This window comes from Paenibacillus sp. WG02 (assembly GCF_055396115.1).
Window position 1 is genome coordinate 23,368 of record NZ_AP036016.1, and the last position, 25,511, is coordinate 48,878.

Annotated in this window: 29 protein-coding genes, 2 tRNA genes, 2 pseudogenes and 2 riboswitches; of the genes and pseudogenes, 26 read left to right on the forward strand and 7 right to left on the reverse strand. The window is 46.0% G+C overall.

The window, feature by feature from the left end; genetic code table 11:
* Positions 1 to 25: 25 nt before the first annotated feature.
* From serS to ACBP55_RS00110, 5 genes are all read left to right on the forward strand, one after another.
* Entirely contained in the window at positions 26 to 1,306 is a 1,281-nt protein-coding gene (serS, locus tag ACBP55_RS00090; protein WP_464648886.1) for a serine--tRNA ligase, read from the forward strand.
* Positions 1,307 to 1,389: 83 nt separating this feature from the next.
* Positions 1,390 to 1,474, forward strand: a tRNA-Ser gene (locus ACBP55_RS00095).
* A 128-nt stretch (positions 1,475 to 1,602) separates the two neighbouring features.
* Positions 1,603 to 1,950: a hypothetical protein gene (locus tag ACBP55_RS00100; RefSeq protein ID WP_464648888.1), complete on the forward strand. Its 348-nt coding sequence runs from the start codon at positions 1,603 to 1,605 to the stop codon at positions 1,948 to 1,950.
* Positions 1,951 to 1,971: 21 nt separating this feature from the next.
* On the forward strand, positions 1,972 to 2,133 hold the full coding sequence (locus tag ACBP55_RS00105) for a hypothetical protein (protein ID WP_464648890.1): 162 nt from the start codon (positions 1,972 to 1,974) through the stop codon (positions 2,131 to 2,133).
* The gene (locus tag ACBP55_RS00110) at positions 2,134 to 2,301 is read left to right on the forward strand and encodes a small acid-soluble spore protein P (protein ID WP_127528150.1); all 168 of its coding nucleotides are present in this window, start codon (positions 2,134 to 2,136) and stop codon (positions 2,299 to 2,301) included.
* Positions 2,302 to 2,567: 266 nt separating this feature from the next.
* On the opposite strand, the gene ACBP55_RS00115 is transcribed toward ACBP55_RS00110, so the two are convergent.
* The 5 genes from ACBP55_RS00115 to ACBP55_RS00135 are packed head-to-tail and all read right to left on the reverse strand — an operon-like array spanning position 2,568 to position 6,108.
* The gene (locus tag ACBP55_RS00115; RefSeq protein ID WP_464648892.1) at positions 2,568 to 3,770 is read right to left on the reverse strand and encodes a hypothetical protein; all 1,203 of its coding nucleotides are present in this window, start codon (positions 3,768 to 3,770) and stop codon (positions 2,568 to 2,570) included.
* 22 nt (positions 3,771 to 3,792) lie between these two features.
* Complete coding sequence (locus ACBP55_RS00120; protein WP_464648894.1) at positions 3,793 to 4,239, reverse strand: hypothetical protein; 447 nt, start codon at positions 4,237 to 4,239, stop codon at positions 3,793 to 3,795.
* On the reverse strand, positions 4,236 to 4,511 hold the full coding sequence (locus tag ACBP55_RS00125) for an RNA polymerase sigma factor (protein WP_464648896.1): 276 nt from the start codon (positions 4,509 to 4,511) through the stop codon (positions 4,236 to 4,238). Before ACBP55_RS00125 ends, ACBP55_RS00120 begins: the two co-directional genes overlap by 4 nt.
* Before the next feature lies 1 nt (position 4,512).
* Complete coding sequence (locus tag ACBP55_RS00130; protein ID WP_464648898.1) at positions 4,513 to 4,839, reverse strand: sigma factor; 327 nt, start codon at positions 4,837 to 4,839, stop codon at positions 4,513 to 4,515.
* Between the two features lie 60 nt (positions 4,840 to 4,899).
* Positions 4,900 to 6,108 carry an MFS transporter gene (locus ACBP55_RS00135; RefSeq protein ID WP_464648900.1) on the reverse strand — a complete coding sequence of 403 codons (1,209 nt, stop codon included), beginning with the start codon at positions 6,106 to 6,108 and terminating at the stop codon, positions 4,900 to 4,902.
* A gap of 246 nt (positions 6,109 to 6,354) precedes the next feature.
* Between ACBP55_RS00135 and ACBP55_RS00140 the strand changes: the two genes are divergently transcribed.
* Complete coding sequence (locus tag ACBP55_RS00140) at positions 6,355 to 7,197, forward strand: hypothetical protein (protein ID WP_464648902.1); 843 nt, start codon at positions 6,355 to 6,357, stop codon at positions 7,195 to 7,197.
* Positions 7,198 to 7,284: 87 nt separating this feature from the next.
* On the opposite strand, the gene ACBP55_RS00145 is transcribed toward ACBP55_RS00140, so the two are convergent.
* A tRNA-Arg gene (locus ACBP55_RS00145) sits at positions 7,285 to 7,358 on the reverse strand.
* Positions 7,359 to 7,509: 151 nt separating this feature from the next.
* On the opposite strand from ACBP55_RS00145, the gene ACBP55_RS00150 reads away from it, so the two are divergent.
* Both ACBP55_RS00150 and ACBP55_RS00155 read left to right on the forward strand, forming a co-directional pair.
* Positions 7,510 to 8,007 (forward strand): DUF1648 domain-containing protein, encoded by a 498-nt coding sequence (locus tag ACBP55_RS00150; protein WP_464648904.1) that lies wholly within the window; start codon positions 7,510 to 7,512, stop codon positions 8,005 to 8,007.
* 50 nt (positions 8,008 to 8,057) lie between these two features.
* Positions 8,058 to 8,600, forward strand: a complete 543-nt coding sequence (locus ACBP55_RS00155) for a DUF1697 domain-containing protein (protein WP_464648905.1) — start codon at positions 8,058 to 8,060, stop codon at positions 8,598 to 8,600.
* 12 nt (positions 8,601 to 8,612) lie between these two features.
* Here the strand turns inward: ACBP55_RS00155 and tadA are convergent, their stop codons facing one another.
* A complete protein-coding gene (gene tadA, locus ACBP55_RS00160) occupies positions 8,613 to 9,050 on the reverse strand; it encodes a tRNA adenosine(34) deaminase TadA (protein WP_464653193.1) in 438 nt (145 codons plus the stop codon).
* Between the two features lie 279 nt (positions 9,051 to 9,329).
* A riboswitch (cyclic di-GMP riboswitch) is annotated at positions 9,330 to 9,417 on the forward strand.
* Between the two features lie 102 nt (positions 9,418 to 9,519).
* On the opposite strand from tadA, the gene ACBP55_RS00165 reads away from it, so the two are divergent.
* From ACBP55_RS00165 to atpE, 18 genes and pseudogenes are all read left to right on the forward strand, one after another.
* Complete coding sequence (locus ACBP55_RS00165) at positions 9,520 to 10,254, forward strand: PilZ domain-containing protein (RefSeq protein ID WP_464648907.1); 735 nt, start codon at positions 9,520 to 9,522, stop codon at positions 10,252 to 10,254.
* 78 nt (positions 10,255 to 10,332) lie between these two features.
* Positions 10,333 to 11,433, forward strand: a complete 1,101-nt coding sequence (gene ychF, locus ACBP55_RS00170) for a redox-regulated ATPase YchF (protein ID WP_464648909.1) — start codon at positions 10,333 to 10,335, stop codon at positions 11,431 to 11,433.
* 34 nt (positions 11,434 to 11,467) lie between these two features.
* Entirely contained in the window at positions 11,468 to 12,544 is a 1,077-nt protein-coding gene (gene prfA / locus ACBP55_RS00175) for a peptide chain release factor 1 (RefSeq protein WP_464648911.1), read from the forward strand.
* The gene (prmC, locus tag ACBP55_RS00180) at positions 12,544 to 13,428 is read left to right on the forward strand and encodes a peptide chain release factor N(5)-glutamine methyltransferase (protein ID WP_464648913.1); all 885 of its coding nucleotides are present in this window, start codon (positions 12,544 to 12,546) and stop codon (positions 13,426 to 13,428) included. Before prfA ends, prmC begins: the two co-directional genes overlap by 1 nt.
* Before the next feature lie 431 nt (positions 13,429 to 13,859).
* The gene (gene spoIIR / locus ACBP55_RS00185; protein ID WP_464648915.1) at positions 13,860 to 14,582 is read left to right on the forward strand and encodes a stage II sporulation protein R; all 723 of its coding nucleotides are present in this window, start codon (positions 13,860 to 13,862) and stop codon (positions 14,580 to 14,582) included.
* Between the two features lie 55 nt (positions 14,583 to 14,637).
* Positions 14,638 to 15,711 (forward strand): L-threonylcarbamoyladenylate synthase, encoded by a 1,074-nt coding sequence (locus ACBP55_RS00190; protein ID WP_464648917.1) that lies wholly within the window; start codon positions 14,638 to 14,640, stop codon positions 15,709 to 15,711.
* A 63-nt stretch (positions 15,712 to 15,774) separates the two neighbouring features.
* Positions 15,775 to 16,335, forward strand: a complete 561-nt coding sequence (locus ACBP55_RS00195) for a manganese efflux pump MntP (protein WP_029195673.1) — start codon at positions 15,775 to 15,777, stop codon at positions 16,333 to 16,335.
* A gap of 57 nt (positions 16,336 to 16,392) precedes the next feature.
* Entirely contained in the window at positions 16,393 to 16,986 is a 594-nt protein-coding gene (locus tag ACBP55_RS00200) for a low molecular weight protein arginine phosphatase (RefSeq protein WP_464648918.1), read from the forward strand.
* 76 nt (positions 16,987 to 17,062) lie between these two features.
* Positions 17,063 to 17,143, forward strand: a riboswitch (ZMP/ZTP riboswitch).
* Between the two features lie 103 nt (positions 17,144 to 17,246).
* Positions 17,247 to 17,705 (forward strand): ribose 5-phosphate isomerase B, encoded by a 459-nt coding sequence (gene rpiB, locus ACBP55_RS00205; RefSeq protein WP_029195671.1) that lies wholly within the window; start codon positions 17,247 to 17,249, stop codon positions 17,703 to 17,705.
* Positions 17,706 to 17,745: 40 nt separating this feature from the next.
* Positions 17,746 to 18,350 (forward strand): annotated as a pseudogene (locus ACBP55_RS00210) (TIGR01440 family protein).
* Between the two features lie 59 nt (positions 18,351 to 18,409).
* Positions 18,410 to 19,660, forward strand: coding sequence for a serine hydroxymethyltransferase (locus tag ACBP55_RS00215; protein WP_268616733.1), 1,251 nt, complete (start codon positions 18,410 to 18,412; stop codon positions 19,658 to 19,660).
* 139 nt (positions 19,661 to 19,799) lie between these two features.
* Positions 19,800 to 21,623, forward strand: coding sequence for an ABC transporter substrate-binding protein (locus ACBP55_RS00220; protein WP_464648921.1), 1,824 nt, complete (start codon positions 19,800 to 19,802; stop codon positions 21,621 to 21,623).
* 196 nt (positions 21,624 to 21,819) lie between these two features.
* Positions 21,820 to 22,449, forward strand: a complete 630-nt coding sequence (gene upp, locus ACBP55_RS00225) for a uracil phosphoribosyltransferase (RefSeq protein ID WP_029195667.1) — start codon at positions 21,820 to 21,822, stop codon at positions 22,447 to 22,449.
* 79 nt (positions 22,450 to 22,528) lie between these two features.
* Positions 22,529 to 23,612 (forward strand): annotated as a pseudogene (gene wecB / locus ACBP55_RS00230) (non-hydrolyzing UDP-N-acetylglucosamine 2-epimerase).
* Between the two features lie 222 nt (positions 23,613 to 23,834).
* The gene (locus tag ACBP55_RS00235) at positions 23,835 to 24,056 is read left to right on the forward strand and encodes an AtpZ/AtpI family protein (RefSeq protein ID WP_464648923.1); all 222 of its coding nucleotides are present in this window, start codon (positions 23,835 to 23,837) and stop codon (positions 24,054 to 24,056) included.
* Positions 24,056 to 24,436: an ATP synthase subunit I gene (locus tag ACBP55_RS00240; protein WP_464648925.1), complete on the forward strand. Its 381-nt coding sequence runs from the start codon at positions 24,056 to 24,058 to the stop codon at positions 24,434 to 24,436. The genes ACBP55_RS00235 and ACBP55_RS00240 overlap by 1 nt, the downstream gene beginning before the upstream one ends.
* 46 nt (positions 24,437 to 24,482) lie before the next feature.
* The gene (gene atpB, locus ACBP55_RS00245; RefSeq protein ID WP_028556929.1) at positions 24,483 to 25,181 is read left to right on the forward strand and encodes a F0F1 ATP synthase subunit A; all 699 of its coding nucleotides are present in this window, start codon (positions 24,483 to 24,485) and stop codon (positions 25,179 to 25,181) included.
* 77 nt (positions 25,182 to 25,258) lie between these two features.
* The gene (gene atpE / locus ACBP55_RS00250) at positions 25,259 to 25,483 is read left to right on the forward strand and encodes a F0F1 ATP synthase subunit C (RefSeq protein ID WP_028556930.1); all 225 of its coding nucleotides are present in this window, start codon (positions 25,259 to 25,261) and stop codon (positions 25,481 to 25,483) included.
* The last annotated feature ends 28 nt before the right edge of the window (positions 25,484 to 25,511 follow it).

Below are 25,511 nucleotides of genomic sequence, written 5' to 3' on the forward strand. Positions count from 1 at the left end.
ATTTTGCGCTAACGGAGGAATCTCCTTGTTTGATGTAAAGTTACTTCGAAGTGATCTGGCAGCTGTGCAAGCTGCAATGCAAAACCGCGGTAAACAAATTGAAGAGTTGAACGGCTTCACGGAATTAGATTTGAAGCGTAGAGAGCTCTTACAAGAAACGGAGCAGCTCAAAAACCGCCGAAATACGGTATCTCAAGAGGTAGCCGGGCGCAAAAGATCCGGCGAGAATGCGGATGAGCTGATCCAAGAAATGAAAGTCGTCGGAGACCGCATCAAAGAGCTCGATGACGAGATCCGCTTACTGGACGAGTCCTTACAGCAGATTTTGCTTTCCATCCCGAATATGCCCCATGCAAGCGTTCCTGTCGGCCGCACAGAAGAAGAGAATGTGGAACTGCGCCGAGTAGGCGAGATTCCACAATTCGATTATGACGTGAAACCGCACTGGGAAGTAGCGCAAGAGCTGGGCATACTGGATTTCGAAGCTGCGGCGAAGGTGACGGGTTCGCGTTTCGTTTTCTATAAAGGGCTAGGTGCAAGGCTGGAGCGTGCATTGATTAACTTCATGATGGACCTGCACAGCGATGAGCATGGTTATGAAGAGATGCTGCCTCCCTATATCGTTAACCGTGAGAGTTTGACGGGAACAGGACAGCTTCCTAAGTTTGAGGAAGATGTGTTTAAAATTGAGAATTCGGATTATTTCCTTATTCCAACAGCGGAAGTACCGGTTACGAATTATCATCGGGAAGATATTCTTACGAACGAGCAGCTTCCTGTTAATTTCGTTGCATTCAGTGCCTGTTTCCGTTCAGAAGCTGGATCTGCAGGTAGAGATACACGCGGCTTAATCAGACAGCACCAATTCAACAAAATTGAGCTTGTTAAGCTAGTTAAGCCCGAAGACTCCTACGATGAGCTGGAGAAGCTTACAGGGCATGCTGAGCGCGTTCTACAGCTGCTTAAGCTGCCTTACCGTGTGCTGTCACTCTGCACAGGGGATATCGGCTTTACGTCGGCTAAGACGTACGATCTGGAAGTATGGCTACCTAACAGCGGCGCGTACCGTGAGATTTCCAGCTGCAGTAACTTCGAAGACTTCCAAGCTCGCAGAGCGAATATTCGCTTCCGCAGAGATGCGAAGGCGAAGCCGGAATTTGTACATACGCTGAATGGATCAGGCCTTGCGCTTGGTCGTACAGTGGCTGCAATTCTCGAAAATTATCAGCAAGCTGACGGTTCAATATTGGTTCCTGAGGTTCTCATCCCTTACATGAACAACGTCAAAGTGATTACAAAAAAATAGCACTTGATTCTCCTATAAGATCTGTGCTACAATGCTTTTTGTCACTGCACAAGGTTGTCTCCCCACCAGGAGACACCTATCGTGGAGAGGTGGTCGAGTGGTTTAAGGCAGCGGTCTTGAAAACCGCCGAGGTGCAAGCCTCCGTGGGTTCGAATCCCACCCTCTCCGTAACCATGGTAATACCCTAACCAAGAAGTCATGCGATTCTTCAAGAATCGTGTGGCTTTTTTTGTTGTTTTTTTACATGGATAAAAGACAGGTAGCCTCCGCATTTTATACATGTGGAGGTGTTACCTATGAGCAAAGCTGACAAGCTAACGATTAATCAAGCTGAATTGGTAAATGAGTGGATGACGGTACTCCCGACAACGCTGCAGCCAACCGATCAGGCGCGTGTATGGGCCGATGAGGCCGATCCTCAGGCATTGAGGGTTCATATAATGGCGGCGGGGCATACGGGCTATACAATCGATTTTAAAGTCACCTACGTGGACGACAGAGAAGTAATGGTCGAACTGACTGATGTGCAGCAGGGCACTACACACATTGATGAGACCAGCGAAATTGTGCAGAATCTGGTGGATGATTACGTTCGCCATATCCATGAATGCGCACAAGCCTTGCAGAGAGTAACACACGCCTAAAGGGCAAAGGAGGAGTTCACAGTGACAAGACAAAGAGCGGTTGATAAAAATTTGCAGAATGTAGCCAAAGATTTTGAAGCTAGCCCTGTTAACAGCCATCAGGCTCAGCAAGTGCAGCAGCAAGTCAATGATAATAGACATCAAGATGCATTAAACCATGACAAGAATAGGGGGAATCACTAAATGGCTAAACAGAAATCTTATTCCGCAGGGGATAGTCTGGTAGAAAACGGTTCAGTAAAGAATAGTGATCGTAATAATAGTCCAAATCCACTATCAGGATCTAAGAAAGTAAAGAATCAGAATCACTCTAGGGGTACTCATGGGGAAGGCCAGGGACACGGGCATTAAATAAGAATTTAGAAAAAAATCTTTACAAAATGTTTAAAAACCGAAGACCCGGACATACTATATTTTGTCGGTGAGCAGAGAGGTGTGGTTCCGTTGGAGCGTTTAGCGAAAGGGAAACAACCATTGCATAGAGGACTTTTCTACCTGTTATAATCAGGCTGGAGGGGATGTGCCAAAGACACTTACCGTGTTTTATAAGCAGATTTTCCTAAGGTTTACGTGTAACACGTTTTAAAGAAACCATCAACACCGACAAAAAAGAACCCTTAGGGGTTCTTTTTTTCGTCGATTTCTAAAAATTGTTGAGGCATTGGATTAGATCGGTGAGATGACGAATGAACATCATCCGTAAAAGTCGAAAACGTTGAAACGTGCTGTTTACGGTTCAATAATAAACGTACGCCTCCACCGATCAGCAACAGGGCAACTATGAAGGTTTGGCTGAAATTTGTAATTAAATACATGTAATTCCTAGCGTTAGGTAGAATTTGATACAAAAATTGAACAACAACATCTTTTAAGACATAGTAGCTGCCAAGCAAGATCAGAACCATGCCAATGGGTCGTGAATAAGCTGTCCAATTCTCGATAATTGGTTTATCAATTATGGTACCATTTTCGTACTTCGTAATGCTCTGCAAAGCATCAAAAAAGCTAAAAAACCAGAGGATCGGGATCAAAAACAAAAACAGAGACAAGCGGAGTACATCCAATATATAAATGGAGAAAAGGAAGATCGCCATCAGCTGGACGCCGCGTTTCGTCATTGAGAGATACAAGTGAGCTGCACCTGGAAAAATGGCGATAATTGTTGCCAATGTCCGGTTTTTGCGTCCGTAGTCATCCCCAAAGTGGAAGTCTTCGAAAATACTGCGATCTACGAGTTCTAACCCCGCTTGTTTATTTCCCTGTTGCTTCAGAGCATCAAACATCGTGTAAAACCACAGTACTGGCAAGGCCAAGAGAAAGGCAGCAAAGCCTTCGTTATGCGTCATGATGGTGACGAAGAATACTAATATCGCAACCCCAAAGAAGGAGACCATCGCCGTAAGACCTCTATGCATCAATCCAAGCTGATAATGTCCGAGTCCAGGAATGAAAGAGAGCAGCATAACTTTTGTTTTTTCTTGTTGCCCAGCAATGTGATTGGAATAAGGATTGGCGTCCCAGGAAGCATGCTCTTGTTGTTCAGAGCCATAAGAACCAGGCAAGCGATAGGGCTGCGAGCGCAGTAGAAAAATAACCATATCAATCATATTCACAAACCATATCAAGGCGGCCAGCAAGGCAAGAAGAATCAGGAAATCTTTCGGGGCGTGAAAAATAGCTACTCCCATGAAAAAAAGAAATAACGATCCAAAGACCCCACCACCGTATAGGACCCCGCGGAATAGGCGGTTCATATATAGATGGCCTGCTCCAGGCAGGAAGGACAGCAGGAAAGCAACTAGGCTGCTTTTGTTTGGCATTTATGGTGTAACCTCCTTGTGTTTATTTATTTTGCAACGTGTCTAGCCACGTCAGAGTTTTATTTAATAATTGGTCGGATATCGGTTTATTTGTTTGTAGGGAGGAAGAGGTGTTTAAAGAGTTAATGGCTTTGAACGAACCAGCAGAGTCCAATTCCTGCGAAATTCCGTGAAAGAAGCCGGTAGCTACCAGAATGAGCGTAGCTGCTGCTGCAATACCATAATGCAGCATAGTTGAGTGGTACCAAGAACGCTTAGTTCCTGTCGTACGGGCAATGATGGCATCCACATACCCTTGCGCATCCCTTTCCATGACCGGAAGTATAGTTTCCATTTGTTCCAAACATGTCATATATATCGTCAAGCATTCATCACACTGATACAGATGAAGCTCCATTTCACTTAAAAGATCGGGTGACAGACGCTCTTCCACATATTGCTTCCACGCTTGTTCCTTATAATGGTTCACAAGAATTCCTCCTCCTTCCAATTGTTGCGGAGCCACTGCTTGGCTCTATATAGCTTGGATTCGACCGTTTTGACCGTTACACCTTGGGCATTGGCAATATCTTGATACGACTGATGATGAATATAGTAGGCCGTTAATACTTCATAATAGTTGGAAGGGATTTGATGAAGCTTCTTACGCACGAGCTCAGTCGTCTCATTCAACATCACTTCCTGTTCCACACCATGCTCCGTGTAAGGATAAGTGTCAGAGGATTGGAGGGGTTCCTCCATCTCAGACCGTCATTTCTTCCCTTCGCCTGCTGGCCGATCGTTTGAAATCAATAGCCCGGTTCACTGCGATGCGAGTCATCCAGGTTTTCAGACCCTTCATTTGATACTGAGGGAGGGAGAAATAGATCCGGGTCCAAACATCCTGCGATAAATCTTCGGCATCCTTAGCATGGCGCACAATGGCAAAGATCGTTTGGAACAAATAGTGACGATATGTGGTTACAAGCTCACGGAATGCGGCCTCATCGCCATTCAAAATACGCTTTACGAGTGCTTGTTCCTGAATATGCTTCTCCTCCTCTCCGCATGAATAGACGAAGGCAACCACCTGTACCCCTGCACGTTTTCAAAAAGAAAAAGAACGAATCTTCAAGATCCGTTCCCCTTGCTAAAGTGCTGCAGATGAACTGCTAGGTTTGGCTTGAAGCTGAGAAGGCGTACTTCGTACGAACCAATGAGACAGAAGTGCGCTCAAAACACCAAGTACACCCAACACAATAAACCCTTGATTCAGAGAGAACCAGTCGCCGATTATCCCCATAAGAACGGGACCAATAAACATGCCTAGTCCATAAATGGCTTGGAAAAACCCCATTGCCGTTGCCCGCTTATCCGCAGGCATATGCTTAATACTCATCCCCATAAGTAAGGTAAAAGAAAGTCCGCGACCAAAGCCGGCAAAAGCCTGAGTAACCATCAGCACCCAAAGATGATGCGTAAATGGAATCGTGAATGTAAATATCCCCATAAGAATAAAGCCCCATACAACCATGCGCTTTTCCCCGTACTTAACAGCCCATCGCCGCCCGCCAAATAAGGAAGCTAACGCTACCGGTACGTTGGCAAATAACGAAAGCATCGATAAGGAGAATTTATCAGCTCCAAGCTGGGTTGCATAAACGGGCGTAAATCCGAAAACAGTTGCGAATATGAGAACTTGCGACAAGATAGCGAGTAAGGATACGAACAGCAGCGTGCGGTCCGTCGCAACATCACCGATACCGCGCATCGTAATTTTAGGCGCATCGAGCTCCACTTTTTCTACTAGGAAAAGGGATCCAATCATCCCCATCATGCCAAGCACAGCTCCCAAAATGAAGACGGCCTCCCAGCCGAAGGAATCTGCCGCCCATCCTGCTCCGAGAATACCTAAAACCTGCCCAAGTGAATTGAAGAAGGAGATCGTTCCGATCGCTTTCGTTGAATCTTCATGCTTATAGTAACTCGTAAATAATACGGTAAAATCCACCCAAGTTGCCGCGGCTGCGCCTGCTAGTGCTCGGAGAATAAGGATCCATGTGAAATCATGAGTGATCCACAGTCCTAAACCAGTTAGAGCCGTGAACAGCAGGCCAAAGGTAATAAATAGCTTCCTCTTATGAAACCGGTCTGACATGATGCCTACAGGAATTCGCAGCAGCATTTGGGAGATCCCGTACATGCCGACAATCCATCCGGCCAACTGGTGGTTCCCTCCAAGGAATTCTACATAAGGCGCCATAATGGGAACGCTCGTATACATCGACATCCAGAACAGCAGTGTGACGATACAGAAGAGCGGAATGCGATAGGAGGATGAAGCTTTGATGCTTGTCATCGAAGAGGGAGCTCCTTTCGGATTAAGTTCTTGAATCGAAATGAGGACTAATAAATCTTTCGTTTTATTATAGAACATCGATTGCAGCAAGGCTATGATTGGATGTTTGCAAAAAAAAGACAATGGGTGGAAATCGGCTGGCAAGGTTCTTTTGGCGTTTAAAAAATTCTGAATAGGGATATCTATCCAAATGTCGAAGTACTAAAGACTGACTTACGTTAAATTTTTAAAAGGGGACTAATGTATATGACAAAAAAGAAGATGATTGCAACCGTTCTATTGTTTCTTTGCTTTACTGGAATAGTCCATGCATCAAGTATTCATGGTGACTATAGTGGTGATCCAATCGTAAACGTTTTGTTTGGAGGAAAAGAGCTTCATGTAGAAGATGTGCCAGCCACTATACGAGATGGTCGTACCCTAGTGCCACTTTATCTTTTGAAACAAACCGGTGCCTCTGTAACGTGGGATTCTGAGAAATATAATGTGGATCTTACCTTCCCTAATCCTACAAAAGACTTCACCTCTAGTATTCCGTCACTAAACGCGAAAGCCAAAGAACATAGTGCCAAGAATGTTCAGCTTATTTACAATGAACATGGTCCATATATGAAAATAGATCTAGAACTATCCAATGATTCAAACAAAGATAACGATAATATCATCTTTCTATCTAGCTTTGTTGCCAATTCACCCGCGGAAATGCTGATTGTAAGTACCATACATAATCATAGAGTAATGAGTTTTATTGCAATAAATCGAACGGATGCGGAGGAATTTCTTAAGAACAAAGCATCAGAGTTTGAATATATAAAAAAGTGGAGATTCCAGCAGGTAAACGAAACGACAGACATGTCGACTCCCAATATTCTTCCAGTGGTCCCTACACCAATTCCAACTTCTACAGCACCTGTTTCAGGACCAATTTGTCGGGAGATTATGACCAATTACGCAAGACAAATGCAAGATGCAGCAGAGTCATACAACGGAAACGGCAGTTCGGACCCCAAAGGGTTTGAGCAATATATCAACAAATTTAAAGATAGTATGAATGCAGCCTTAAAAAGTAATCATTGCCCAGAACAATAGAGGAAAATTAGAGGTAGGGTACTTCTAAAAATAATAAACGCCAGAACGGCTATTAACCGTTACTGGCGTTTAAATTTTGAATGTATACGCGCCCGATACGATTCGAACGTACGACCTACAGTTTAGGAAACTGTTGCTCTATCCTGCTGAGCTACGGGCGCATAGCAAGAATTATAATAGCACGAAGGTATTCGTGGCGCAACCTTTTGAGTAGTCGTTTTTCTTTGAGACAAGGAATGTTCATTTAAAGTGAAGAATAGATTAGGGATTAACTTTTATTTCCTTTAATTTGGTAAGAGAGGAAGTGTTATTTTGGACAAACAACCTGTACTCATACTTTCAAAAACAAGTACTGAAAAAATTCTGGATGGATTCTCCGTCCTAGTCATTTTGAGTATTTTTGCTTATTTAGCCTATGTCTGGACCCTGATACCAGAACGCATACCGATACATATTAATGGTCAAGGGAAAGAAGATGGTTGGGGAAACAAATATAGTCTTATTCTGCTGCCAGTGATGACTTTGATCCTATATATAGGTTTAACAGTCTTAAGCAAATACCCCCATACGTTTAATTATCCTTACAAAATTACCGATGAAAATGCCAACCGGCAATATGTAAATGCACGCTTATTTATGCACTGTCTAAAGATGCTGATCGTTGTGATGTTCGGGTTTGTCGAATGGACTCTTATTCAAATTGCATGGGGAAAAAGTTTTGCTTTAAATATGTGGGTATTTAGCATTGTACTGCTTTTCATTCTGGGTACGATTATTTACTTCGTCATTCGATCCATAAAACTCAAGTAAATCTTATTCAATGAATACCTCATATTTGATAAAAGGAAGAGGATGCTGAAATGACAGTTTACATTGGTTTTCTGCGTGGTATTAACGTAGGAGGAAAGAACAAGATCAAGATGGCGGATTTGAAAAAGACACTGGAAGGGGCGGGACTTGCTAAGGTGCAAACGTATTTGCAGAGCGGCAATGTCTTGTTCATGTCGGAGGAGGCGGTAGAACCGCTGCGCCAGCGTATCGAGCAGGAGATCAGCAAAGCCGTAGGCGTCTCACCTTCGGTCATTTTGCGTACGATAGAGGAGCTGGCGCAGATTCTTGCGACTTGTCCATTTGAAGCGGATGCTTTATTAGAAGGCGAAACGATCCAAATCTCTGTGCTATCGGAAGATCCTCCGCAGCAAACCTCTGACATCTTGTCCAAAGGAATCAGTGATGTGGATGAATTCCAGATCAAAGGGCGTGAGATTTATTTTCTATTTCGTCAAAGTGTTCTGGATTCTAAACTTGCGAGCAATATCCAGAAGCTTGGGGATACGGCGACAACACGCAATTGGAATACGATGAATAAACTGGCTGAGTTGGCAGCGGCGATGCAGAATTAGATGCAGGAACTTCTAAGCTTTACCGCGTAATTTACGGAAAAATTGGGTCAGCATCGTTGAACACTCTTCTTGCAAGACGCCGCTAACGACATCGACACGATGATTGAACCGGTCCTCCTGCAGTAAATTCATGAGCGTTCCGGCACAGCCAGCCTTCGGATCAATGGTGCCGTAGATGACCTGCGGAATCCGCGATTGCACAATCGCGCCCGCACACATCGGACAAGGCTCTAGGGTAACATAGAGCTGGCAATCCAAAAGACGCCAGGCCCCAAGATGTTCGCTCGCTTGTTTGATGGCGATCATTTCGGCATGAGCGAGAGGATCTAGGGTTGTTTCACGTAAATTGTAGCCGCGGCCAATGATTTGACCTTGATGGACAATAACCGCTCCAATCGGTACTTCTCGGATGGCTTCAGCTTTGAGAGCCTCGAGAATGGCTTCTTTCATCCATGGGATATGTTCATCCACAGGGGGACACCTCGCTAGTATATTTTTATCCACATGTGCATAACAATCGAACATTCATTCCGTTGTTAACAACCTGTGGATAGCTTTGTGGATAACTTAAAAAGCTGTGGATACTTAATCTTTCTACATTACATACAACAAAAAGAACAGTGATGCAAGGAATTTTGTTGATAATAGCATCTGGGCTAGGTATAATGATAGATATTAGTAGGTCTTTTAGACCATATTGAACGTGATAGGTAGAAATAAGATAGCAAGGTTCGAAAATGGCAAACTTGTTGAAAAGCAAGGACGCAAAGCTGAGGGTCTACGGTTCCATTGGAACTATGGCAGCCTGGTTACCGAAAATCGATGCTTTTTTGATTAAGGTAATAGGCTGCTCCTACATACGGGGCAGTCTATTTTTATATAGGGAACAACTTGGGTAAAGGGAGAGGTGTTAATTATAATGGCCAAAGGATATAACGTCATGAAATATTACGGAAGCAAGGAGGGATATGACGCTGATGTGCTGATCGATAGTAAGGCTGTGTTGGGAAAGGACGATTTCGTAGCCACGGGCGTGCTAACCTATGCACTAGGAGACATTATAGAGGTAGAATTACCGGAATACGATGTCTTTCAACTTGGTGATAAAGCGAAAATGACGGTTTATACCAAATCCGGCTTGTTTGTGATGAATACAACCGTTGTTGCCAAAGAATTCGGCTCGGTCATAGTCATTAATCCACCTGAAAATCGGAAGAAGTTCGCAGAAAAACGGGAATTCCCACGTGTGGATGTGGAACATACAGGTCTCTTATTCGGGCTTAAGGATATGAATAAAAGGAATAAACATCAATTTGAGAACCCGCTTGGTATCTCAATCAAAAATATATCCATCAACGGCTTAGGTTTTACCATAAATGATAATGCTATGATTGATAAAATTGTTCAAAAGCATTCGCAGCTTGAAGTCGAGTTGGATTTGGGCTTTACGATGCCTTGTTCGATGGAAATTGTAAGAAAAGAAAAGGTTGAAAATGGTTTCTATTATGGGGCTAGCTATATCGACATTCCGCAGGAAAAAACCAATGCTTTAAGGGGTTTTATCCTTACCAATCAGATCGAAACTTACTTCATACAGAAGCGGGAAGCGCAATTTAAAAAAGCAACGGAAAAAAAGTCTGCGGCGAATCAATAGCCTTCAGGCTTTTTTTTGAGGTCCAAGTGCTATATAATAAGAAGGATGATTTTCGAAAATTAAGGAGTTGTAACTACAATGGCTTTGAAAGCAGGTATCGTCGGTCTACCGAACGTAGGAAAATCGACATTGTTTAATGCAATTACACAGGCGGGGGCAGAATCTGCGAATTATCCGTTTTGTACGATCGATCCGAATGTTGGGGTAGTTGAAGTACCAGACGAGAGATTGCAGAAGCTGGTAGAGATTGTTGTGCCTAAGAGCATTGTCCCGACAGCCTTTGAATTCGTAGATATTGCGGGTTTGGTAAAGGGCGCGAGCAAAGGCGAAGGGCTTGGAAATAAATTTTTGGCACACATTCGTGAAGTGGATGCCATTGTGCATGTTGTTCGTTGTTTTGAAGATGATAATATTACCCACGTTTCCGGTAAAGTGGATCCGATCGGCGATATCGAAACGATTAATCTTGAATTAATTTTGGCCGATATTGAGTCGGTTGAGAAGAAGATCGAGCGTTCGCGCAAAAACCTCAAAGGCGGCGACAAAAAGGTTGTTGCTGAAGTGGAGTGTTTAGAGCGTATTAAAGAAGCGCTTTATGCAGATAAACCGGCACGCAGCCTGGATCTCAGCGAAGATGAGAAGGTTCTCGTGCGCGACCTTCATTTATTGACCATGAAACCGGTGCTTTATGCGGCAAACGTGAGTGAAGATGAAGTAGCAACAGCAGATGAAAATCCTTTTGTGAAAATTGTGAAGGAGTTTGCTGAGGGCGAAAACAATGAAGTGGTGTCGATCAGTGCGAAGGTTGAATCCGAAATCGCCGAGCTGGAAGACGAAGAAAAAGCGATGTTCCTCGAAGAGTTGGGACTTCAAGAGTCCGGCTTGAATAGATTGATTAAAGCAGCGTATAGAAAACTTGGCTTGTACACGTATTTCACAGCTGGGGTGCAAGAAGTAAGAGCATGGACAATCCGCAAGGGAACGAAAGCTCCTCAGGCGGCTGGCGTTATTCATACCGATTTCGAACGTGGTTTTATTCGTGCTGAAGTCGTCTCTTATAATGATTTGGCAGCTGCTGGGTCGATGAATGGTGCGAAAGAAAAAGGCCAAGTGCGTCTCGAAGGTAAAGAGTATGTGGTGAATGACGGGGACGTCATGCATTTCCGATTTAATGTGTAATCAATAAAAAAAGTAAAGAAAGGAGTGATCCTATATGTTGGATCGACTTCAGTCCATTGTGGACCGCTATGAAAAATTAAGCGAACTGCTGTGTGACCCGAATGTTACGAGTGATACAAAGAAACTTAGAGAATATTCGAAAGAGCAATCTGATCTTCAAGAAGCTTATGATGCTTATAACGAATATAAAAGTGTGAGCGAACAGCTGGCCGATGCTAAAGTGATGCAGAACGAAAAGCTGGACGATGAAATGCGTGAAATGGTCAAAATGGAGATTGAAGAACTAAGCGAGCAATCAGCCAAGTTGGAAGAACAACTTAGAATGCTCATGATGCCTAAAGACCCTAATGATGATAAGAACGTAATCGTCGAAATTCGCGGTGCGGCAGGCGGCGACGAAGCTGCTCTGTTTGCGGGCGATTTGTATCGCATGTATACGCGCTATGCTGACGCGCAAGGATGGAGAACGGAGATTCTTGATGCTTCTGTGAACGATTTGGGCGGGTTTAAAGAGATCATTTTCATGATCACGGGTAAAGGCGCTTATAGTAAGCTGAAGTATGAAAGTGGGGCGCACCGTGTACAACGAATTCCTGTAACGGAATCAGGTGGACGAATCCATACTTCAACGTCGACGGTAGTGGTTATGCCGGAAGCGGAAGATGTTGAGATTGTCATCCATGACGCGGATATTCGAGTGGATACATTCTGTTCCAGTGGAGCGGGCGGTCAGTCGGTTAATACGACGAAATCCGCTGTGCGTGTGACGCACGTACCTACGGGTATCGTAGCGACTTGTCAGGATGGGAAATCCCAGAACTCAAATAAAGAGTCAGCACTGCGCGTACTTCGTACACGTATTTCCGATAAAATGCGTGAGGAAGAGGAAGCGAAATATGCGGGCGAGCGTAAAAGCAAGGTTGGTACGGGTGACCGTTCCGAGCGGATTCGTACGTATAACTTCCCGCAAAGCCGTATTACCGATCACCGTATTGGTTTGACTTTGCATCGCTTAGAAACTGTGCTTAATGGTGACATGGCAGAAATCGTTTCGGCACTCACGATTGCAGCGCAGTCCGATGCTTTAGATAACGGGGAGCAGGCAATGTGATGCCGACTGCTGCTAAGAGTATAAGAGAAGCCTTTGTTGAGGCTTCTTCTTTTTTAGGGAAGCTCGGTGTGTCCGAGGCTGCTTCCTGTGTGGAACTGCTGCTGCAGCACCTGTTAGGCTGCAGTCGGACGGAGCTGCTGTTCCGATTTCCGGAACAGTTTCCTGTGGAGCTGGCGGAGACGTGGCGCCAGCTAGTGGAGCGGAAGGCCGCGGGTGAGCCGGTGCAGTACATTACCGGCGAGCAGGATTTCTTCGGCCTTCCTTTTGAGGTTAGCCCGGCCGTGCTGATTCCGCGGCCGGAGACGGAGCTGCTCGTGGAAGCTTTGCTCCACGAGGGCTCGCGTTTGTTCCCGCAAGGCGCTCCGCTGCTTGCGGATGTGGGCACCGGGAGCGGAGCGATCCCGGTGACGGTGGCGCACGCGCGCCCTGCGTGGCGCGTGGCGGCCAGCGACATCTCCGCGGCAGCGCTGGAGATGGCTCGTGTGAATGCGCAGCGCCACGGCGTGGCTGCGCGGGTGGAGTGGCTCGAGGGGGATCTTCTCGAGCCCTTTATTGCGCGCCGGATCGCGCCGGATATACTGGTGTCTAACCCACCGTATATCCCTGATGGCGACCTGCCGGCGCTGATGCCGGAGGTGCGGCTGTTTGAGCCGCACACGGCTTTGTTCGGCGGTGTCGAGGGACTCGACCTGTACCGCCGGATGATCTCGCAGCTGCCGCAGCTCCCGCGAATCCCGACCGTGGTCGGGTTCGAGGTGGGCATTCGGCAGGCGGAGGCTGTGGCGGCGATGCTGCGCGCCGCCGCGGACTGGGACGAGATCCGATTCGTGCCGGATTTCCAGGGCATTGATCGCCACGTGATCGCGATCCGATCGCGAGACTAGAGGGAGTTCGTAGCGTTGGGAACGAACGCGATATTTAGGATGGTACAGAGGTAATCGGGCCTGCTAAGAGTGTTTTTCATCGCTACAGCTACTTGTAAGAGTTGAACAGTCACTTTAACGATGTTTTTCACTCTTACAGACGAGCTATCAGGTTGTTTGGGAGGTATTGGTATATGCTAAGAGTGTTTTTCATCGCTATAACTACTTGTATGAGTTGAAGAGTCACTATAGCGATGTTTTTCACTCTTATAGACGAGCTATCATGGCATTTTTCACCGCTAAACCCATCCTCATCAGCCTGAACGCCACCCAACGATCCCATCTCACCCAACTCTATCATTTTTCACAAATTTAAATAGATTACTAGGTTTAGCTCCTCTTCTTATTGCCCATACTGGCTAGTAGAAGCGAAGGGAAAGGGGCTTTTCCTCATGGTTAAGAGAACTAATCGTCATTCTTATAAATCTTTATTATTAGTAGCTTTTGCACTTATTGTTATGATAACTTGTTGGGAATCGAATCGTACGAATGCGGCGGTTATTTCGCCTACGATACCGGAAGAATCTATTCGCTTACGTATTCTAGCAAACTCGGATTCGCCGCAGGATCAAGCGTTGAAACGCGAGATTCGTGATGCTATTATTGCTCGTATGCAGGAGTGGGTCGTTGGGCCGCAAACGTTGGATGACGCAAGAGCCGTGGTTAGAGCCCATTTGTCCGAATTTGATGTTCTTGTTGGACAAATGATTGAAGCACGTGGCTATAGCTATTCACATACAGTTGAGCTAGGTAAAGTCCCTTTTCCAACAAAAATGTACGGAAATGAAGTGTACCCGGCAGGAGAATATGAAGCGCTGCGCGTGACAATTGGATCGGGGGAAGGTCAGAACTGGTGGTGTGTGTTGTTTCCGCCATTATGTTTCGTGGATTCCTTATCCGGAGAAGCGGTAGCATCGGCTGCTGTTGTAGCGAAAACAGAAGGTGATGGGAAGGTGCAATCCTCTCCTGCACCTGCAACGAAAGTCAGTAAAGCTGCTTCAACAGTTAAACCCGACAAGTCTAACCCTGTCGTTAAAGACAGTGATGCTAAGCAGCCACAAATTAAGTTTTTTATCTGGGAAATGGTGAAGAAGATCGTATCGTGGTTTAGCTAAGAAAGTCACCTATTCCGACTTAGGATCAGAATTATATTTGAAGTTAGGATGATAGATGATCGTGACAAAATACTGGAAAGTGGATCAGGGAATTGGCACCGAGATAGGCATGGAATTAGCTGAAGCTGCCCAGCTTCTACGAAGCGGTGAAACAGTCGCCTTTCCAACAGAGACGGTGTATGGACTTGGGGCAGACGCGACGAATACGGCAGCGGTTGAAGGGATTTTCACAGCGAAAGGTCGGCCTTCGGATAACCCGCTTATTGTCCACATTGCGGATGTCGAGCAGCTATCAAGTTTAATTCTGTCGGATCGTATTTCGGCAGATCATCGCCAGCTTATGGAGGTTTTCTGGCCGGGTCCTCTTACGATAGTGCTGCCTGTGAAAACAGGTGGCATTTCGCCGTTAGTAACCGCTGGTCTTAAAACTGTGGGTGTGCGTATACCAGATCATCCCGTGGCATTGCAGCTTCTTCGTGAAGCGGGGCTACCCATAGCCGCGCCGAGTGCTAACAGCTCAGGCAGACCTAGTCCAACACTCGCCTCTCATGTCAGAGATGATTTAGATGGCCGGATTGGCGGGATCGTGGATGGTGGTGCAACTGGGGTTGGTGTCGAGTCAACTGTGATCGAGATTGTAGCAGGTGAGTTATATATTTTGCGTCCTGGCGGTGTTACGGCGGAGCAGCTGCAATCGGAACTGCCTGCTATTCGGATTCATGAGCCAGAGCGGGGAGAGGTGCAGGATGCCGAAACACCACGTGCTCCTGGGATGAAATATACACATTACGCACCAAAAGGATTTATGCATATCGTTCAAGGCGAAGATGCAGAAGCTGTTGCTGAATGGATCCAACACGATATTGATGCCGCCAAAACACGAGGTGAGTCAACGGGTATTCTTACATTTGAGGAAAGAGCTTCTCGTTACCATGCAGATTTGGTTATTGCCTGCGGATCGTTAACGCAACCGGAAACAATTGCTCAGGATCTTTACGCTGCGTTAAGGCAGTTTGATCAAGAAGGTATTCAATATATTGCTGCAGAGGGTTGTCCAGAAACGGGGATTGGCCTTGCGATTATGAATCGTCTTCGTAAAGCAGCCGGTCATCGGCTTGTACGTGTTTAGCTAGCATGATTCCCTGTTTGTCCGCATATCTTGAGAGAGAAACGTGGACAAGGGGGATAGCGCATGCTCGCATCTGGGGTGGAATTTGGGCAGCTGGTAACAATTATTATTATGGCGATTGCTTTGGGCCTAGATGCTTTTTCCTTAGGGATTGGCATAGGGATGAAGGGTATTCGTTTGATTGATATTATGAAAATTAGCTTCGTGATTGGTATATTTCACGTTCTCATGCCTTTGATGGGGATGTTTATGGGGCAATATGTTTCATTGCTGCTCGGGAATGTCGCTACAGCGGCTGGGGGATGTTTGCTCATTCTTTTGGGATCGCATATGGTGTATAGTTCGATTCGAGGAGAAGAAGCGACTTCTTTTGATCATCGGTCAGCTTGGGGCCTGACGATCTTCTCACTTAGTGTTAGTATTGATTCATTCTCTGTGGGTGTATCCCTTGGCATGTTTGCTACGGATATTGTGTTGACCGTGCTGATATTTGGTCTGTTTGGGGGTTTGTTATCCATTGCCGGTTTGTTGGTTGGCAGGCGGGTAAGCGGCTGGGTAGGTGAGTATGGCGAGGCGTTTGGCGGGCTTATTTTACTCACTTTTGGGATCAAGTTTTTACTATGATACAATAGGGGTGTAAAAGTTTTCGTCTTAGCTTATGCTTATGATTAGGAGGGAATCATGTTGCGAATTCTATTTGTTTGTACAGGAAATACGTGCCGCAGTCCATTAGCAGAAGGTTTGCTGCGTATCAAGGTGCACCAAGAAGGGCTTGCGGCGGAGGTTCGTTCAGCAGGCGTTTCCGCGGTGACGGGCGGTCCAATCTCCAGAAATAGTGCATCGCTTCTACAGGAAGCGGGTTTCAAGGAGCCCATAAGTTCTTTGGCGATCCAAGAGTCTGAAGTGAATTGGGCTGATCTTATTTTGACGATGACGATGGGACATAAGCGTACGGTTATCCAGCGGTTTCCGGGTGCGATTGAGAAGACTTTTACACTCAAAGAGTACGTAGAGGATGACGCTCATATTTTACAGGCGATTGAGGAAAGGGAGCAGCTCGTTACGGAGCTTCAGCTCAAACAGGCTCTTTCGCAAGCAGTATCTGTAGAAGAAAGAAGCCGCATTTATAAACTTGAACATGCGATTCCTGACTTTGACATTTCGGACCCGTTCGGAGGCTCAATAGAGATTTACCGACAAACGGCTGAGGAGATCAGCGGGAGTTTAGATAAATTGATTCCGAAAATACGTGCACGAAACGAAGGCTCCAAATAACTCAGGTACGAGATTTACGAATTGCGGATACATCTTTACACATGGGGTAGAATGCGATAAAATAGAGGTACTAATCAAGACTCAATGTAACTGGCGACGAGTGGGAGTAACCACAGTGGAGCATTGAGCTATACGGCCGGTCGCCTGGGCAAAAGAGCAACGCGCGTTTTCTAGCGTGTCCGCTCTTTTTTTCGTTTTCTGGTGAGCTTTGGGATATAATAGGATGGTCGAATTCGAACAAGCAAAGGAGCGTTCTATTCATGAAAATTGCCTTAGGTGCAGATCATGCAGGCTATCGTTTGAAAGATGTTATCATTCCTTTTATTGAGTCATTAGGTCACCAAGTCGTCGATTATGGCTGCAGCTGCGCAGATTCGGTTGATTATCCCGACTATGCGCTTCAAGTTTGTGAGCAAGTGGTATCCGGCGATGCGGACAAAGGTATTCTGATTTGCGGAACGGGTATCGGAATGTCGATTGCCGCGAATAAGGTTCCGGGCATCCGCTGTGCACTCGTACATGATCTGTTTTCAGCGAAAGCGACGCGTGAGCACAATGATACGAACGTACTTGCCTTAGGGGAACGTGTTATTGGACCGGGTGTAGCAGAGGAAATCGTGAAAATTTGGCTCGAAACTGAGTTTTCTCAAGGTGTTCGACACCAAAATCGTATTAACAAAGTGCAAAGTATCGAAGATCGTTTCACACTGCACCCATAGAATTTTTCCTAACGGAAAATTCCAGAAACGAGGGATCACGATGACAGATTCCATTCTATCTAATGTTGCCGAGGCTATGGAAACGAATCTTCGGGAATTGGTCAAAGTCGGCAATCTCAGATCAGGTCACATTCTGATTATCGGAACGAGCACGAGTGAAATTCTCGGGCATAGGATCGGTACATCGGGGACGCTGGATGCGGCCAAGCCGATTTTTGAAACGGCGCAAGGAATAAGCCGCGAGTTCGGACTGCACTTAGCCTTTCAATGCTGCGAGCATTTGAACCGTGCGATCGTTATTGAGGAAGAGCTGCTAGCGAGCATGCCTCAGCTTGAGCCTGTCTCTGTCATTCCGGTGCCAGAGCCGGAGGCTCGATGGCCTCCTATGCGTATCGCCATTTCACGAAGCCGGTCGTTGTCGAGAAGATTCAGGCACATGCCGGAATCGATATTGGCAGCACGCTCATCGGGATGCATTTGCGCCCAGTTGCTGTGCCAGCAAGGCCGCCAGTACGTAACATTGGCCATGCCTATGTAACGATGGCTTTTACCCGGCCTAAGCTGATTGGCGGTACAAGAGCTGTATATCTGCCTGATGAAGCGGAACAACTCTATCAAACAGCCGCACCTGATGCGGATTGCTAGCTATTACCTCAATGAATAAGACTTAACAGATAAGACTACCCTGTAGGAGGAATTTTAATATGACAAACTTTTTGAGTAAACAAGATCCTAAAATTGTAGCAGCTATGAACCTTGAGCTTGCCCGTCAACGCGACAAAATTGAGCTTATCGCATCTGAAAACATCGTTAGCCAAGCTGTTCTTGAAGCTATGGGTACTGTGTTAACGAACAAATATGCAGAAGGTTACCCAGGCAAAAGATACTATGGCGGCTGCGAGCACGTAGACATCGTAGAAGATATCGCTCGCGATCGTGCAAAAGAGCTTTTCGGTGCTGAGCACGCGAACGTTCAACCGCATTCCGGCGCACAAGCCAACATGGCTGTTTACCTGGCAGCTCTAAACCCTGGTGATACGGTACTGGGTATGAACCTGGCACATGGTGGTCACTTAACGCACGGCAGCCCCGTGAATGCGTCCGGTATTCTCTACAACTTCGTAGCTTACGGTGTAAGCGAGAAAGATTTCCGTATTGATTACGACGATGTTCGTAAAGCTGCATTCAAACACAAGCCTCGCATGCTCGTAGCTGGCGCAAGTGCTTACCCGCGCACAATTGATTTCGAAGCTTTGGCTTCCATTGCTAATGATGTAGGAGCGCTGTTCTTCGTGGATATGGCTCATATCGCAGGTCTTGTTGCTGCTGGTTTGCACCCGAACCCAGTGCCGCACGCACATTTCGTAACGACAACAACACACAAAACGCTTCGCGGTCCTCGCGGCGGTATGATTCTTACGCGCAAATCTTGGGCGGCAGCAATCGACAAAGCGGTTTTCCCTGGTACCCAAGGTGGTCCTTTGATGCACACGATCGCAGCAAAAGCGGTTTCCTTCGGTGAAGCTCTGCAACCAGATTTCAAAACATACGGACAAAACGTGATCAACAATGCACAAGCATTGGCGACTGCTTTAACAGCTGAAGGTATTAACTTAGTTTCCGGCGGTACAGATAACCACTTGATGCTGATCGATTTGCGCAACTTGAACATTTCGGGTAAAGACGCTGAACACGTTCTAGACGAAATTGGTATCACAGCAAACAAAAACGCGATTCCTTTTGACCCAACAAGTCCGTTCATTACTAGCGGTATCCGTCTAGGTACACCGGCTGTAACATCCCGTGGTATGAATGAAGAAGCGATGAAAACAATCGCGAAAGTGATTGGGCTTACCTTGAAAAACCCGAAAGACGAAGCTGTTCTAGAGAAAGCACGCGGTTTAGTGAAAGACCTGACAGCGCAGTATCCGCTTTACCCTGGTTTAACTTATTAATTTCTTGTTCAAAAAAAAGTTCAGGCCGGCTCTCTGGAGTCGGCTTTTTTTTACCCTTTTATCCGTCTAAAGGCTGTTGACGAAAGTAGGGAGGCAGACCTATACTTCTTGGTAATTCGTGTAAAAGGAGGTTGCATCCATGCAGCTTGTTTTACAGTACGTGCAGTTGAAATCAGCAATCATGCGAGTACACAATTTTCAACAAACCGATATGGATGTGCCCGTGTCCGTTGAAGAAATAGCCGGTTACCTGTATTGTACGGAACGCAATGTGAAAATATTGATTCGCAAGATGATTGAGATGGCGTGGATTTCCTGGACACCGGGTCGCGGGCGCGGAAATCGATCTACAATCCGGTTTCTAGCCTCTGTCGAAGATCTTTTGTTTACGGAAGCGAAAATGCTTGTTGAACAGGGGAATTTGAACAGTGCAATGAGTTTGTTTCAAATAGAAGGATTGGATTCAGGAGTCATGGATCGATTCTTAGCTTGGCTTGGGAGTTATTTTGGGTATAAAGGAACCCTTGAGTCCGGCGATCCTGAAACTCTTCGATTGCCGATGCAGATGAGAGTTCTGACCCTAGACCCTGTGGATGTGCTCTTCTCTGGCGATCTCCATTTCGTGAAGCAGGCTTTCGATACGCTGCTGTATTTTAGTCCTGAATGCGGCTGCCTAGAGCCAGGTTTAGCGCATGACTGGGAATGTAATGAGAATGCAACGATCTGGACGTTTTATTTGCGTAAGCGGGTGCGATTCCATCATGGGCGTGAGATGACTTCGGCAGATGCTGTCTTTTCGCTAAATAGGCTGCGCACGCTCGGCACGGAAAATTCTCCAAACCGATGGCTGCTGGAATCCGTTAAAGAAATCCGCGCAGTGGATCGGCTGACCATTAGAGTTGAGTTAAAGGCGTCGAATTATATGTTTCCTCATTACGTAAGTTCCTACCAGGCTGCAATCATACCGGCTGATGTGTACAGCGCTCAGAAAGTGAGCGATCCAGGCATGCTGCCCGTCGGGACGGGTCCGTTCCGGATTACGAGGTATGATGAAGGGGGCGTAACCTTCGAAGTGTTCGAGGATTATTACCGGGAGCCCGCCCACCTGGATCGTATTGAACTGCTATGCGTTCCGGAAATGGTCAGCGAGCGAAGGTGGCAGCAGCTGAATTTCCAAATGGGCAAGCTCAGTCATTCTAAACAGCCGGTACCGGCGCATTGGTGTAAAAAAGAAATCATGATGCTAGGTTCTAGCATGCTGGTCTTTAATTTACGAAAGGAAGGGCCTCAGCAGGATCTCCATTTCCGCCAAGCGCTACAATTAGTTCTTAACCGCAGCGGCATGATTAAGGAATTGGGGTTATATAATGCAATACCTGCCGCGGATTTCTTGCCGTCCGATTCGCCAGTCGAACAGCCGGAAGATGACCAGCCTGAACGAGCTAGAGAATTATTAAGGCAATGCGGATATGAAGGCCAGCCGATAACGATGATTTTCACCCCAAAAAACCGTGCCTTAGCTGAATGGGTTCATGCTCGCTGCCTAGACATCGGAATTCAGGTTGCTTTCCAGGAATGTTCATTTGAAGAAATGTCCAAGGTTCATAGGATGCAGTGTGCAGATATCATTCTCGGCGGGGTTGTCGCAGATGACGATGAAGCCCGTTGTCTGATTGAGATGTACAAAACAGGCAACTTACCGCTGCGCGTATACGCGACCGATGAGCAACGCAGAACGTTCGATGAAACAATTGCCTCAATCGAAGATGAGCCTGACAGTCAGATACGTTTACAACGAATCCGCTCCATGCAAGGATTATTATCGCAAAACCAATCGGTCTTATTTCTTGTTCATACGACTCAACAATTAGTGTATAGCCCGCACCTTCAAGGTATTTCTTTCAACACGCTCGGTTGGTTCGATTTCAAGAATATCTGGTTCTGCCCCGAAATCGTAGATTGAGCTGATATTATGTTATATCAAAGCCGCTAGGGTGAATAATCCTAGTGGTTTTTTCTTGAAAAATGGATATTCACGGAAGCTTTGGTTTTACAGAGGATAAGTTGGATAACATATGATATAATGGACGAGGTTTGTCGTACCATGACGATATTTTTTTGTGAAATACATATAAAATGCAGCTTTTTAGGAGGAAATTATGGGGAAGTTATTTATTTGTGATCATCCGCTAATTCAACATAAGCTAACTTATATTCGGGATGAGAATACGAAAACGAAGGATTTTCGAGATCTCGTGGACGAGGTTGCGACATTAATGGCCTACGAGATTACGCGAGATATTCCGCTTGAGCATGTTCAGGTGAAAACGCCTGTGACTACGGCAGATTGCCGTATTATTTCGGGCAGAATGCTGGGACTCATTCCAATCCTGCGTGCTGGTCTTGGTATGGTAGATGGGATTCTTAAGCTGATTCCGGCTGCCAAAGTTGGACATGTTGGTCTCTACCGTGATCCTGACACGCTTCAGCCTGTCGAGTACTATGTAAAGCTGCCCACAGATGTTCTGGAGCGGGAGTTAATTGTTATTGACCCGATGCTGGCCACAGGTGGATCCGCGAATATGGCGATTGAAGTACTGAAACGCAGAGGCTGTACGCAAATGAAGCTGATGTGTTTAATTGCAGCACCAGAAGGGATCAAAGCAGTTCAACAAGAGCATCCGGATGTTGATATTTACGTAGCTGCCGTTGACGACTACCTGAACGATCACGGCTATATCGTTCCGGGACTTGGTGACGCGGGAGATCGTCTGTTCGGCACTAAATAATTGGCTCTAAAGGGAGAAGAAACCGATGAAACGTTTAAAAGTCATTACGATCTTCGGAACAAGACCCGAAGCGATTAAGATGGCTCCGCTAATTTTGGAGCTGGAAAAGCATCCTGAGCATATTGAGTCCCTAGTTTGTGTGACAGCGCAGCATCGACAAATGCTGGATCAGGTGCTCGACATTTTCAAAATTAAACCGGATTTCGATTTAAATGTCATGAAAGACCGTCAAACGCTGAATGAGATTACAATGCGTGTACTGCAAGGCTTGGAGCCTGTCTTCCAAGAAGCTAAGCCTGACCTAATTCTCGTACATGGCGATACGTTGACAACATTCCTTGCAAGCTATGCGGCATTTATGCAGCAAATTCAAGTGGGACATGTCGAAGCAGGTCTTCGTACGTGGAACAAAATGTCCCCTTACCCAGAGGAAATGAACCGTCAATTAACGGGTGTGCTGGCAGATCTGCACTTTGCGCCTACACAGCAATCCGCCGACAATCTGCGGAAAGAAAATAAATCAGAATCTCAGATTTATGTGACAGGGAATACCGTGACGGATGTGTTTAAATACACGGTTCAAGAGAAATTCGAACACCCTGTTCTGGAGTGGGCAGCGGGCCGCAAGACTGATCTTAATGACGGCGCATCGCCGTGAAGCGCAAGGTGAGCCTCACCGTCAAATCTTCCGTGCTGTGAAACGCATTGCCGATGAGTTCGAAGATATTGCGATCGTTTATCCTGTTCATCCAAGTCCTGCGGTCAAGGAACCGGCACATGAGATTCTGGGCAATCACCCACGCATCAAGCTGGTTGACCCATTTGACGTATTCGAGTTCCACAACTTCTATCCGCACGCCCATATGATTCTGACAGACTCTGGTGGTCTTCAAGAAGAAGCGCCGTCTTTTGGTGTGCCGGTTCTAGTTCTGCGCGATACGACAGAACGTCCTGAGGGTATCCAGGCAGGTACGCTTGAACTCGTTGGAACGGATGAAGAAGTGGTCTATGAGCGTGCTCGCGCGCTTCTAACAGATCCAGATTTATACAACAAAATGAGTCAAGCCGCCAACCCTTATGGGGATGGAAAATCGTCTGAACGTATCGTGCAAGCGATACTTTATCACTTCGGCAAGACCTCTGAGCGTCCGGAAGCATTCTAACCGTGACAAAATCATGACAAACGCTACAGCGTACAGTTCCACTGTTTGGTTTGGAAACTCGCAAACCTTAGAGCCGCAAGGCTCTGAGGAGTTTTGAGTGAAGGGACATGTGAAGTTATGTCAATTGACAAACCTTGCATGGCTTCGATACAATGAATGAGGATTCGTAGCACTATGCTGCGAGACGGGTTTTCCCATGTGGAAAACTCTCAGGAGGATGCGATGAAACGGCCAGATTCCAATGATAATCCATGGCGAGCAGTAGCGTTAACTAGCGCGATTGGAATTGATCTCGTTGTTTGTTTAACAGCTGGGTATTTCTTCGGTGATTGGCTAAGCCATACGCTTGGGGGACAGTTCTGGTTGTTGGGCGGATTTTTGCTGGGGCTTGTAACCGGAATCATTAGCATTTACTTCATGATAAAGCAGTACGGAGGGCTATAATGGATGACTTTTCAGCCACTCTGAAAACGGTTCAAAATGTGTTTCTTTTCTTTTTATCCTTTTGTTTGGCTGCATGGGCGCTTTTTGTCGATTACCGGGTTTACTTTGCCGGTCTTATGCTTGGAGCTGTTGCGAGCATGATTAATGCAAGGTTCCTAGCCTGGAAAATCAACAAGTTGGCAGCAGCTGCGATAGAGCAGAAAGGGCGCAAGGTGACCCTTGGTTTTCTGACAAGAGCAGCCATCGCTGGCTTCGTAGGACTGGTTGCCGTTCGGTATCCCGAGCAAGTCGCATTAACGACGACGATCGTTGGATACTTTTTTGCTCAATTGGCAACACTCGTACTGGGTATTCTTTCTATTAGGAAGTCTAAGAAGTAATTCCACGATGTAACTTCAATGGATGAAAGGGGTGAAAATGGAAAATATGGAACATAAGGTACCAGAGTTTGAGTGGTTAGGCTTTCATTTCGATGCATCAGCATTGATGATGATCGGGATTACCACAGTTATCGTGCTAATTCTTGCAATCGCAGGAGCGAGCCGAGCATCCGTAACAAATCCTTCGAAATTGCAAAACTTCATGGAATGGACGATTGAGTTTGTAGAAGGTATTATTGGAAGCACGATTGGTTCCAAGCATGGCAAAGGTTTTATCGCACTAGGTCTTACGCTCATTATGTACATCTTTATCGGCAATATGCTTGGTCTCCCTTTCTCGATCGTGACAGAAGATCATGTATCTTGGTGGAAATCACCGACAGCTGATATCGCAGTAACAGGAGCATTAACCGTTATCGTTATTGTACTAAGTCACTTCTTAGGGATAACACGTAACACAAAGCATTACTTCGCGCATTATTTTGAATTCAAAGGGGCAATGTTGATCCTTCATTTAATTGAAGTTGTATCTAAGCCACTTACGCTTGCGTTCCGTCTTTACGGTAACATTTATGCAGGTGAAATCATGATATCTGTCATTGTTGGAGCAGGTTGGTTTGGAATTGCGCCTCTCTTCGTATGGCAGGGCTTCAGTGTGTTCGTAGGTGCTATTCAAGCTTTCGTATTCACGATGCTAACAATGGTTTACATCTCGCAAACGTTGATTCACGAAGAAGAGCATTAAGAGTAAGACTTACCTCGGGAAGTCTCGAGTCACTTATAAAAACAACAAACTTAAGAGTTTAAGGGAGGATTTTATCAATGGGAGCAATAGCATTAGTAGCAGCAGGTATCGTATTCGGTTTGGGAGCACTAGGTGCAGGTATTGGTAACGGTTTGATCGTAGGTCGCGCTTTGGAAGGTATTTCCCGTCAACCAGAACTTCGTGGTACGCTTCAAACAACAATGTTTATCGGGGTAGGTCTAGTTGAGGCAATGCCGGTCGTTGCATTGGTTCTTGCGTTCATCTTTATGGGAAAAGCTTAAGAAACCGCTTGGCGTTGATGGCCGTAGT